This is a genomic window from Corallococcus sp. AB049A (assembly GCF_003668885.1).
Taxonomy (GTDB): domain Bacteria; phylum Myxococcota; class Myxococcia; order Myxococcales; family Myxococcaceae; genus Corallococcus; species Corallococcus interemptor.
In genome coordinates, this window is the sequence record NZ_RAWL01000312.1 from 1 (window position 1) to 10,475 (window position 10,475).

A 10,475-nucleotide genomic window follows, 5' to 3' on the forward strand; every position below is an offset into this window, starting at 1 on the left:
CGCCAAAGGGGCAGGCGGCCGGCGGAGCGTGCCCCCTTGTATCCCGGGACAGGTGCCTAGCTTTGTCCGCATGAGCGAGCCCAAGGCCCAGGCGAAGAAGACGGATGAAATCGTCCCCGGCGTGCACCACTGGACCGTCTCCGACGACCGGCTCGGCGGCACGCGCAGCGACGCCTACGCGGTGGTGGATGAGGACGGCACCGTCACCCTCATCGACCCGCTGCCCATCGACGAAAAGCTCCTGCGCAAGCTGGGCGACATCGACGCCATCGTGCTCACCGCGGGCAACCACCAGCGCTCCGCGTGGCGCATGCGCAAGCTGTTCGGCGTGCCCGTCTGGGCCCCGGAGGGCGCGCAGGGCCTGGAGGAGAAGCCGGACTTCGAATACGTGAACGGCTCCACGCTGCCGGGCGGCCTCAACACCTTCCAGACGCCGGGGCCCACGGAGGCCATGTACACGCTGTGGCTGCAGAAGAGCCCGCACGCCGTGGTGTTCATCTCCGACCTGCTGTCACACGAGGCCCGGCGCACGCCCACCTTCGTCCCCGGCGAATATCAGGACGAACCGCTGCGCACGCGCACCAGCATCCAGCGCATCCTGGACCACCTGCCCATCCAGACCGTCTGCTTCGCGCACGGCGCGCCCATCCTCAAGGACGGCGCCAGCGCCCTGCGCAAGGCGCTGGAACAGGACGACGAGTTCCCGCACGCCCCCGCGCCCTGAGCCTTCAGCCCTCGGGCAGCTCGCGCACCAGCACGTGGCCGTCGTCCTGACCGGGAGGCACCAGCTCCAGCCGGGCGCCTCGTTCGGCGCGGTCCAGCAGCGTGCCCAGGGACAGCAGGTCCGTGACGGGGATGCGCACGGCGGGCGCGGCGGGTGCATCGCCGCGGACCATGGACCGGGCCACGCGGGCCTCATTGGAGAGGTCCGTCTCGTAGACGAACGTGCGCTCGTCGTAGTCGTGGCCGCCGGGAACGCGCCCCACCAGCCGCATGGGCCCCAGCCGCGAGTGCACGCGCACGGCGGGGTTGTCCCACTGGGTGACGCCGCGCAGCCGCTTCGCTCGCACCATGCGCAGCGTGAGCAGCTTCACCCACGCGGACGCGCCCCGGCCCGGCAGGAAGCTGAACAGCGACACGCCCACGAACAGGCCCGGCGTCAGCGACGGCGCGACGTAGCAGGCCGCGCCGATGGCGGACTCCTCGTCCGCGAGCAGCAGCCGCTCACGCGCGGGCGCCTTCAAGAGCCGCGCGGGACAGCGCAGGAGCCCGATGGCGCCGGGCATCAGGTACAGGTCCGACAGCACCCAACGCGGCACGCCGATGCCGCCGAACGCCAGCTGGTTGAGCGTGAGATACTGCCGCGCGAGCTCCGCGTTGTGCTCCGCCAGCAGGTGCGTGACCGGGACGCCGTACGGCGCCAGGTCCAGCGACGGGACGTGCACGCCGGAGCCCAGCGCCTGCAATGACAACTCCGGGGTGGCGGCGAAGAACGCCTGGGCCAGCGACGCGAGCTCACCCGCCATCGGCTTCGAGGTCCTTCGCCACGACGTCCAACCGGTACTCGGGAGGAATGACGACGCGGGAGGCGTCCACCGACGCGCGCGACACGAGGCAGCGCGACGAACCGCCGCCCTTCTCCGTCAGCTCCGGCATGGGCATGGACACGACGCGCATGCCCAGCCGCTCGAAGGTCTCCACGATGTGCGGGGGCATCACCGTGGGCGCGAGCAGGTCCCTGCCCAGGGGCAGACCGTTCGTCGCATAGCGCCGGATGTCCGCCTCCGTCACGCGCACCAGCCGGTCCGCGCCGAAGCGCTGCTCCAGGAGCGCCACCGACTCCGGCGCCATCACGTCCGGGCACACGACCAGACGGTCCACCGCCGGCAGGGGAAGCACCGCCATGTTCCCGTGGAACGCGGGCTCGCGCACCTGCACGCGAAGGACTTCACCAGGGAAGGAGCGCTCGGCCGCCTCCAGCCCGTCCAGCGTGGTGCGCCCGCCCCAGAACAGCAGCGTCACGCCGTCGAACGTGGCCACGTCGCCGTGCGCCTCCCAGATGCCCACGCCGGGGTCCACGACCTCCAGGCCCAGGCGCTTCGCCAGCGGCGTCCAGTGGTCGCGCTCCGCGAACCGGTGCGCGCTCATCATCCGGGGCAGCAGGAACAGCGGGGCCTGGCCCTCGCGCGCCACCACCTGGCCGCACTCGGCCGCGTAGGGCATGCCCGTCAGCGCGTCCGACGGCGAGGGCAGCGCCACCACCGTGCCGCCTCGCGACTCGATGTGCCGGGCCAGCGTCAGCCACTCCCGCCGCGCGCCGCGCGCATCCGCCGGAGCGGCCTCACGGCTGCGGAAGTTCGAGCGGCCTCGCAGCGCCCAGCCCCGCCCCGGGGGCGACATCAGGAAGAGGTCCATCATGCCCCGCTTCTAGCCGCCGGCCCGGAGCGTCACAACGCGTCCGTCTCCGGCCGTGAGAAAACAGTCTGGCAAAATGCAACGCCTGCCCGTCCCCTCTCATTTTCCCTCCGAAAGGGGGTTGCCCCACCGCCCCGCGCGCGTGGCATCCTCGCCATTTTTGAGCACAAACGGGGCTGGGGATTCATGCACTTCGAGTTGGCCTTCGTGCTGCTCTTCTCCATCGCGACAGCGGTGGCGATCGCGGCGCGCTACTTCAAGTTTCCGTACACGGTGGCGTTGGTATTGGCGGGCCTGGGCCTGGGCATCGTGCAGGCCTTCGAGCCGCCGCACCTGACGAAGGAGCTGCTGTTCGCGGTCATCCTGCCGGGCCTGCTGTTCGAAGCGGCGTTCCACGTGGACTTCCGCAAGTTCATGAAGAACAAGCTGGCCATCACCTCCATGGCGATTCCCGGCGTGGTGGCGTCCATGGCGCTCACGGCGCTGCTGCTGTCGCCGGCCATGAGCGGGCTGAACCTGCTGGAGGGCTTTGGCCTCATCCACGCGATGGTGTTCGCGTCGCTCATCGTGTCCACGGACCCCATCGCGGTGGTGGGCCTGTTCAAGGCGCTGGGCGCGCCCAAGCGGCTGGCCATCCTGGTGGAGGGTGAGAGCCTGCTCAACGACGGCACCTCCGTGGTGCTCTTCACGCTGGTGGTGGGCGTGGCCGGCGGCCAGGCGTTCACCGCGGGCGGCGCGGTGCTGGACTTCATCAAGGTGGCGGGCATGGGCGCCGTCATCGGCGCGGCGGTGGGCTGGGCGGTGGGCAAGGTCATCCTGCGCGTGGAGGACGCCATGGTGGAGATCACCTGCACGGTCATCGCCGCGTACGGGTCCTTCGTGGTGGCGGAGCACTTCCACTATTCAGGCGTCATCGCGGTGGTGGTGGCCGGCATGGTGTGCGGCAACTGGGCGGCCCAGGAGGGCATGGGCCCCACGGTGCGCATCGCGGTGGAGAGCTTCTGGGAGTACCTGGCGTTCGCGCTCAACTCGGTGGTGTTCCTGCTCATCGGCCTGGAGGTGCAGCTGACGTCGCTGCTGGCGTCGTGGCAGCCCATCCTGCTGGCGTACGCGGCGGTGCTGGTGGGCCGCGCGGTGGTCGTCTACGGCGTGTCCGGCCTGTTGCGCTTCACGTCGGAGAAGCTGCCGTGGAAGTGGAGCGCGGTGCTCACCTGGAGCGGCCTGCGCGGCGCGGTGTCCATGGTGCTGGTGCTGGGCCTTCCGAACGACTTCGCCCACCGCGAACTCCTGGTGAACATGACGTTCGGCGTGGTGGTGCTGTCCATCATCTTCCAGGGCCTCACCATGGCGCCCATGCTCAAGTGGCTGGGCATCACCGGCCTCAAGGACGTCTACCAGGAGCAGTACGAGCTGGCCCGGGGCCGGCTGGGCGCCATCCACGCGGCGCTCGCGTCGCTGGAGGCCATGCGCCGCAAGCGGGAGATTCCGGTGGACGTGCTGGAGCCCATGGAGCGCGACTACCAGCAGAAGGCGCAGGCGGTGGAGCAGGAGATCATCACGCTCAAGCAGCAGTCCAACCGCTTCCACGAGGAGGAGCAGCAGGAGGCCATCCGCCGCGTCCTCATCGTGGAGAAGGAGGCCGTCTTCAACGCCTACCAGCAGGGCACGCTCAACAAGGAGGTCTACGAGCACCTCACCGCGGAGCTGGACGAGCGCATCGCCACGGCGAAGGACGCGGAGGCCCACGGCGCGCCGGAGGACGCCCACACGCCTCCGCCGCCCCAGGCCCTGGCCTCCTGAGCGCGCCAGCGACCCGGCCGGGCCCCCCTGTCCGTATGAAAGGCCGAGGGCCCGTCCGGCCGGACTCGAGAGGCGACGCACATGCGGTGGACCTGGGGTACGTGGCTGTCACTCTGCTTCGTCGCGGGAGGGTGCGCGCCGCTTGACCTGACCGTCCTGCACCCTCAGGCCCCCGCCCTCTCCCGCTTCACCGCCGAGCCGCCCGGCGCCGCGTGCGCCTTCGGCGGACAGGCGGTGGGCACGGGGCTGGACCTCGACGGCAACGGCGTGCTGGACGACGCCGAGGTCACCCGCACGGAGTACCTCTGCGCGGACGCTCCCGCACAGGTGGTGGCGCGCAGCTCGGAGGTCGCCCCCGGCGCCGTGTGCGCGGAAGGGGGACGGCTGACGCAGGCAGGGCTGGACCTCAACGGCAACGGCGCGCTGGACGACGCCGAGGTCACCCGCGAGGTCCCCGTCTGCACGCGCACCGCGGCCATCCTCACGCGGATCCACCCGGTGCCGGACAGCACCGCCTGCCTGTCCCCCGCCACCGTGCTGGAGGCGGGCGGCGACGTGGACGGCGACGGGGTGCTCGGCCCCGCGGAAGTCCAGGCCGCCCATCACTTCTGCTTCGTGGACAGCTCCCTGTTGCGCGTCCAGGTCCAGCCCGAGCCGGCCGGCGGCGCGTGCGGGCGCGCGGGCATGCGCGTGGAGGCCTTTGGCGACCTCGACGGCAACGGGCGGATGGATCCGGACACGGAGGTGCTGACGGTCCTCCTCCTGTGCCAGCCCACGCGCGTCTACACGGGCCCCTACGTGGTGGCCACCGCCGAGGACCTCGCGGGGCTCCAGGGCGTCACCCGCGTGGACGGGGACCTGCTCGTCAACAGCGAGACCCTGACGGCCCTGGACCTGCCGGAGCTGTCCGCCGTCGTGGGCTCGCTGACCGTCCAGGCCAACCCCCGGCTCACCCGCGTGGCGCTGCCGTCCCTGAGGTTCGCCGGGGAGGTGTGGCTGGATGACAACGCGGCGCTGACCACGGCCGCCATGGGCGACCCGGCCCACCCGGTCCACGTGGACCGGGACCTCTCCGTGCGGGGCAACCCCGTGCTCGCGTCGCTGGACGGGCTGCGCGCGCTGGCCCCGCGACGCTGGCTGGGCGTGTCCGACAACGCGCTGGTGGAGAGCTTCGAGTTCCCCGCCGTGGACAGCCTCCCGGAAGGCCTCAGCGTGCAGGCGAACCCACGGCTGCGCAGGCTGGCCCTGCCGAGCCTCGCGTCCGCGGGCAGCGTGTCCCTGAGCCAGAACGCGGCCCTGGAGTCGCTGTCCGGCCTGTCCTCGCTGCGCACCGTCGACTTCCTGTCCATCTTCTCCAACGCCGCGCTGACGAACGTGGAGGGGCTGGACAGCCTTCAGTCCGCGAGCGCCATCAGCATCGCCGGGAACGCGAAGCTCCAGTCGACGGCGGGCTTCCCCCGCCTCAGCCGCGTGGGCTCGGTGGCCATTGGCGACAACGCGATGCTGGAGTCCGCGGGCGGCTGGCCCGAGCTGCGCACCGTGTCCGGGGACATCACCCTGCGCAACAACGCCCGGCTGAAGTCGGTGACGGGCCTGGACCGCCTGGACTCCGTGCACACCGTCATCGTGGAGCTGAACCCGCGGCTCACCGACCTGGGCGGATTCGGACGGCTCTTGCGGCTGGACCGCCTGTCGGTCCGCTACAACAACGACCTGACGGAGCTGGCCCGGTTCCAGAACCTGCGCGAGCTCCAGCTCCTCACCGTGACGGACAACCCGTCCCTCCAGGCGCTGGGGCTCGACGGGCTGCGGGTCGTGGGCCAGGGCTTCACCGTGGCCACCAATCCCCTGCTGCCCACATGCCAGGCGCGGGCCCTGGCCGACCTCGCCTACCAGGGCCCGCAGGAGGCGCGCGTCATCACCGGCAACGACGACGGAGCCAGCTGCGCGCCTCCCCAGGCTCCGGCAGCCACGTCAGCTCGCGCCGCCCTCCACGCGCGACTGGAGCACCGCGCCCAGCACGTCCGCGGTGTCCTCGCGCAGCCGTGACAGGTGCGTGTAGAGCGCGTCCTCCACCTGGGCCACCGTCTCCTTCGGCGCGCCCGCCTCGCGCAGCCCCGCCAGCACCGTGTACGCGGCCACCGCCAGCGGCCCCACGTAGCCGCGAGACTCCTCCCAGAACTCCTCGAAGCAGGGCACGGCCTCCCCCGCCACCACGCGCGCGAGCCGGCCCAGGCACGCCTCCCAGTAGCCCCGGTGCGCGTCACGGGCCGCGTCGTCCGCGAACGGCCCCTGGCGCAGCTCCAGCCGCGTGCCTTCCTGCGTGAGGTGGAACGTCAGCTCCGCCCGGGTACGCCCCGCGGGCATCGGCCCGCCGCCCTCCCAGTCCATCTCCAGCGCCAGGAAGCGCCCCGGGTCCACCTCCACGATGCAGCCCACCTGCGAGAACGCGCGGCCCGCCGCGTCCCTCAGGCCCACCCGGTAGGGCTGCCCCAGCGCGCCAGGGTCGGGCGCGTGCGTGCGGTAGCAGCCCGGAGGCGCGCCGAACCAGCGGCGGATGAGCGCGGGCTCGGAGAGCGCGGGGAAGACCGCCTCCGGCGGCGCGGGCAGCTTCCACTCCAGCGTCAGGCCGCTCACGCCCGCACCCCCGAACGCGTGCGCAGCTCGAAGCGGGGCACGTTCGCCAGCAGCTCCGGTGGCGCGCGGTACTGCTCCACCACCAGGCTGATCCGCGACTCCCGCATCGACTCCGCGCCGGAGGTGATGGCCTCCACCTCGTGCAGCAGGTCACCCCGGAACATCACCAGCGCGTTCTCTTGCGGCTTCAGCTCCGCCACCTGACCTCCCCGGTGGTACAGCCGCAGCGCGCCACCGCGGAGTTCCTTCGGAACCTGGACATACAGCACGCTCACCGCCACCGGGCAGCCGATAGCCGGGCCGTAGAACTCCAGACTCCGGTCGATGTGCGCCGCCACGTTGCGGCCCTTGCCCACCAGCAGCGGGTTGAGCAGGAAGGCGTTGCACTCCGGCAGCAGCGTCCTGGCCAGGTACGGCGCGAAGGCTGGGAACCGCTCGTGGACCTCCGGCAGCGCGTCCCGGCGGAACGTCAGCGAAAAGCCGTACGTGCCGGAGAACTGCCCGGACAGGTTCGACTCTCCCAGGAGCGACGAGCCCAGGATGGCCGAGCGGATGGAGGCCATCGTCTCCTCCGGGAGGACGTCCGGAGTGCGGTGGAAGAAGGTGTCGAGCCGGAAGGCTCCACCCCACGGTGGCTGGAAGCGCATGGCCCCGGAGTCTACCCACCCACCCTGTGCAACACGACGCGTCAACCCCTGACAACACGGCGCGTCAGGGATGACATCAATTTCTCTTATTTATCATTTATCACGTCAAAGCCGAATTCTCCGGCATCCCACCTTGCGGCTTCCGGGCGTTCCTACTTTCTTCGGTCAAGCTACGAAGTCCCCTTCGCAGCGCTCGCCGTCCCACGCCCCATCCACCCCCACCATGGAGTTCGCAACCATGAGCCGAAGCAGACTCACGGGAATCGCGCTCGCATTCCTGGCCGTCAGTTGTCTGGCGGTTCAATCCGCAGAAGCCGCCACGTATGGCGTTACGCCATCGGGCTCCTCCGCCGTCTTCTACGTCGACACGACGGACTGGGCGGACATCCACTACGTGCTCAATGGCGGCGGACAGCAGAACATCCGCATGACGGTGACGGGAGGCCGCAACCAGTACACCGTCACGGGCCTGAGCGCCGGCAACACCATCGACTACTTCTTCACGTACTGGGACGTGTCGTGCGCGTGCGCGCGGGACACGACCTGGACGCGCTACACGCACAGCGGCACCGGCACCGGCACGGACGCGGGCACCGGCACGCCGGACGCGGGCACGGGCGTGGACGCCGGTCCTCCTCCCAACGGCGACGCGGGCCCGGTGGTGCCGCTGTTCACCAGCGCCACCGCGCTGGAGCCGGCCACGGTGGAGAACACCTCCACGGCCATCATCACCCGCGTGGGCGACCGCGTGCGCGACCGCCACATGCGCGAGGACATGTATCAGGCGTACGACCACTACCTGAAGCTGTACTTCGAGAAGCGCACCCACTGGATTGAGATCGTGGACACGGTCGCCAAGGGCGGCTCCACCATCACGGTGAACCTGTACACCATCTACCCGTACGACTCGCCGGACTTCCGCGCGTTCTTCCGTGGCCTCAACACGGTGGCGGAGTACTTCCACAACGCGGACTTCGTGAAGGTGAACGACTACAAGTACACGTCGTCGGTGAACTTCAACGCCAAGGAAGGCCGCGCCATCCGCGTGGGTGACCGGATGGAGCTGGAGATTGGCGTGTTCCTCCAGCAGCCGGTGGAAGGCCGCTTCAACTACTACTCCACGGGCATGCTCTACATCGTGGGCCAGGGCGGCCTGGTGCCCTTCGAGGGTCAGGGCAGCATCCGCGACTCCTTCGCGCTGCCGGAGAAGGCCTGGTCGGGCGGCCGCGGAACGCTGCACACGCCGTTCTCCAACGAGCCGGACAACCGCTTCCTGCAGATGCCCACGAACCTGGCGCCGGTGAACGCGCAGCCCTTCGTGGAGGGCCGCCGCCTGCACCACACGAACTTCCGTGACGGCAGCCACTCGGAGCCGGACAACCCCATCTTCACGGCGCAGGTGAACAAGCTGGGCAACAACTACGTCAACGTGTCCTGCGTCTCCTGCCACAAGCAGAACGGCCGCGGCCTGCCGCCCTCCACCACCAACACCACGCTGGAGAACTACGTGGTGAAGGTGGGCAAGGTGAACAACGGCGTGGTGTCCGTGGATCCGGCGCTGGGCTTCCGCCTGCAGCCGCGCGCGGTCAGCGGCACGCCGGAGGCGGACGTGCGCATCGGCAGCTGGACGACGACGGCCAGCGGCACGCTCAACGGCGGCACGACGTACAGCCTGCGCAAGCCCAACTACAGCTTCCTCAACGTGACGCCGACGAACTACTCCGCGCGCATCTCGCCGCAGCTGATTGGCATGGGCCTGCTGGAGGCGGTGCCGGAGTCCCAGATCGCCGGCCTGGCGGACCCCAACGACGCGAACGGCGACGGCATCTCCGGCCGCATGCAGACGGTGAAGGACCCGGAGACGGGCGTCACCCGCATGGGCCGCTTCGGCTGGAAGGCGGGCGCGGCGCGCGTGAAGCACCAGGTGGCGGAGGCGCTCAACAGCGACATGGGCGTGACGTCCAACGTGTTCAAGACGCAGGACTGCGGCTCGTCGCAGCAGGGCTGCGCGGGCACGAGCGCGGAGCTGTCCGACAACGACCTGGACAAGCTCACCCGCTACATCGCGCTGCTGGGTGTCCCGGCGCGCCGCGACCACTCGGACGCGACGGCGCTGCAGGGCGAGACGGTGTTCACCAACGCGGGCTGCGCGAAGTGCCACGCGCCCACGCTGACCACCAGCCCCTACGCGGCGATGAACGAGTTCCGCGGCCAGACCATCCGCCCGTACACGGACCTGCTGCTGCACGACATGGGCCCGGGCCTGGCGGACAACCTGCCGGAAGGCCAGGCCTCCGGCTCCGAGTGGCGCACGCCGCCGCTGTGGGGCATTGGCCTGACTGCGGGCGTGTCCGGCGGTGAGGCGTACCTGCACGACGGCCGTGCGCGCAACGTCACCGAGGCCATCCTCTGGCACGGCGGCGAGGGCGAGGCCGCCAGGCAGGCCTTCGTGAACCTCAGCGCGTCGGACCGCAACGCGCTCCTGAAGTTCGTCAACTCGCTGTAGTCAGCACCTGTCACGACGGACGCCGGGCGGGAGGGGGCAGCGGGCCCCTCGCGTCCGGCGTCCTGGCGTTTCAAGCCTGCCCGCCTGCCACGCCTCCGGGCGGTCCAGGGTTCAGGTGGGACGTCCCATATTTGGGTCCAGAGGGAGGAGCCAGGGGATGGACGACTTGCGGGAGGAGGAGACCGCTGCGCGCTTCAAGAGCGGGACGCCCCACCTGGATGAAATCCTGTGTGGCGGCTTGCTGCGCGGCGGCCTGTACCTCATCGCCGGCCCCCCGGGCAGCGGCAAGACGACGCTCGCCAACGAGATGTGCTTCCGCGCCGCCGAGTCGGACGCCAGCAGCCTCTACGTGACGCTGCTGGCGGAGACCCACGAGCGCATGCTCCTGCACCTGAGCTCCTTCCGCTTCTTCCAGCGGGACTTCGTGGGCACCCGGGTCCACTACGTCAGCGGGCTGCCCTCGCTGCGGG

The 10,475-nt window shown here is 70.6% G+C and carries 9 protein-coding genes; 5 read left to right on the forward strand and 4 right to left on the reverse strand.

Annotated features, from left to right (window positions below):
• The first annotated feature begins 70 nt into the window (after nt 1-70).
• Nucleotides 71-724: an MBL fold metallo-hydrolase gene (locus tag D7X55_RS27725; protein ID WP_233610108.1), complete on the forward strand. Its 654-nt coding sequence runs from the start codon at nt 71-73 to the stop codon at nt 722-724.
• 4 nt (nt 725-728) lie between these two features.
• Here D7X55_RS27725 and D7X55_RS27730 read toward each other — a convergent pair whose 3' ends face one another.
• Nucleotides 729-1,526, reverse strand: coding sequence for a hypothetical protein (locus tag D7X55_RS27730; RefSeq protein ID WP_121724622.1), 798 nt, complete (start codon nt 1,524-1,526; stop codon nt 729-731).
• Complete coding sequence (locus D7X55_RS27735; RefSeq protein ID WP_233610109.1) at nt 1,516-2,418, reverse strand: dimethylarginine dimethylaminohydrolase family protein; 903 nt, start codon at nt 2,416-2,418, stop codon at nt 1,516-1,518. Before D7X55_RS27735 ends, D7X55_RS27730 begins: the two co-directional genes overlap by 11 nt.
• 183 nt (nt 2,419-2,601) lie before the next feature.
• On the opposite strand from D7X55_RS27735, the gene D7X55_RS27740 reads away from it, so the two are divergent.
• Both D7X55_RS27740 and D7X55_RS27745 read left to right on the forward strand, forming a co-directional pair.
• A complete protein-coding gene (locus D7X55_RS27740; RefSeq protein ID WP_120550102.1) occupies nt 2,602-4,215 on the forward strand; it encodes a Na+/H+ antiporter in 1,614 nt (537 codons plus the stop codon).
• Nucleotides 4,216-4,296: 81 nt separating this feature from the next.
• The gene (locus tag D7X55_RS27745; RefSeq protein WP_121724623.1) at nt 4,297-6,264 is read left to right on the forward strand and encodes a hypothetical protein; all 1,968 of its coding nucleotides are present in this window, start codon (nt 4,297-4,299) and stop codon (nt 6,262-6,264) included.
• On the opposite strand, the gene D7X55_RS27750 is transcribed toward D7X55_RS27745, so the two are convergent.
• Together D7X55_RS27750 and D7X55_RS27755 are read right to left on the reverse strand one after the other, a co-directional pair.
• Nucleotides 6,190-6,852, reverse strand: a complete 663-nt coding sequence (locus D7X55_RS27750; RefSeq protein WP_121724624.1) for an SRPBCC domain-containing protein — start codon at nt 6,850-6,852, stop codon at nt 6,190-6,192. The genes D7X55_RS27745 and D7X55_RS27750 overlap by 75 nt on opposite strands.
• A complete protein-coding gene (locus D7X55_RS27755; protein ID WP_120550097.1) occupies nt 6,849-7,499 on the reverse strand; it encodes a 2OG-Fe(II) oxygenase in 651 nt (216 codons plus the stop codon). The genes D7X55_RS27750 and D7X55_RS27755 overlap by 4 nt, the downstream gene beginning before the upstream one ends.
• A 238-nt stretch (nt 7,500-7,737) precedes the next feature.
• On the opposite strand from D7X55_RS27755, the gene D7X55_RS27760 reads away from it, so the two are divergent.
• Nucleotides 7,738-10,005 carry a di-heme oxidoredictase family protein gene (locus D7X55_RS27760; RefSeq protein ID WP_199747177.1) on the forward strand — a complete coding sequence of 756 codons (2,268 nt, stop codon included), beginning with the start codon at nt 7,738-7,740 and terminating at the stop codon, nt 10,003-10,005.
• A 157-nt stretch (nt 10,006-10,162) separates the two neighbouring features.
• The coding region (locus D7X55_RS27765) for an ATPase domain-containing protein (protein ID WP_147470227.1) at nt 10,163-10,475 on the forward strand (313 nt) is incomplete at its 3' end.

What these genes read in the sequence shown, in the direction of transcription:
- D7X55_RS27725 (WP_233610108.1), top strand. Translation starts at nt 71, where the DNA reads ATGAGCGAGCCCAAGGCCCAGGCGAAGAAGACGGATGAAATCGTCCCC.
- D7X55_RS27730 (WP_121724622.1), bottom strand. Translation starts at nt 1,526, where the DNA reads ATGGCGGGTGAGCTCGCGTCGCTGGCCCAGGCGTTCTTCGCCGCCACC.
- D7X55_RS27735 (WP_233610109.1), bottom strand. Translation starts at nt 2,418, where the DNA reads ATGATGGACCTCTTCCTGATGTCGCCCCCGGGGCGGGGCTGGGCGCTG.
- D7X55_RS27740 (WP_120550102.1), top strand. Translation starts at nt 2,602, where the DNA reads ATGCACTTCGAGTTGGCCTTCGTGCTGCTCTTCTCCATCGCGACAGCG.
- D7X55_RS27745 (WP_121724623.1), top strand. Translation starts at nt 4,297, where the DNA reads ATGCGGTGGACCTGGGGTACGTGGCTGTCACTCTGCTTCGTCGCGGGA.
- D7X55_RS27755 (WP_120550097.1), bottom strand. Translation starts at nt 7,499, where the DNA reads ATGCGCTTCCAGCCACCGTGGGGTGGAGCCTTCCGGCTCGACACCTTC.
- D7X55_RS27760 (WP_199747177.1), top strand. Translation starts at nt 7,738, where the DNA reads ATGAGCCGAAGCAGACTCACGGGAATCGCGCTCGCATTCCTGGCCGTC.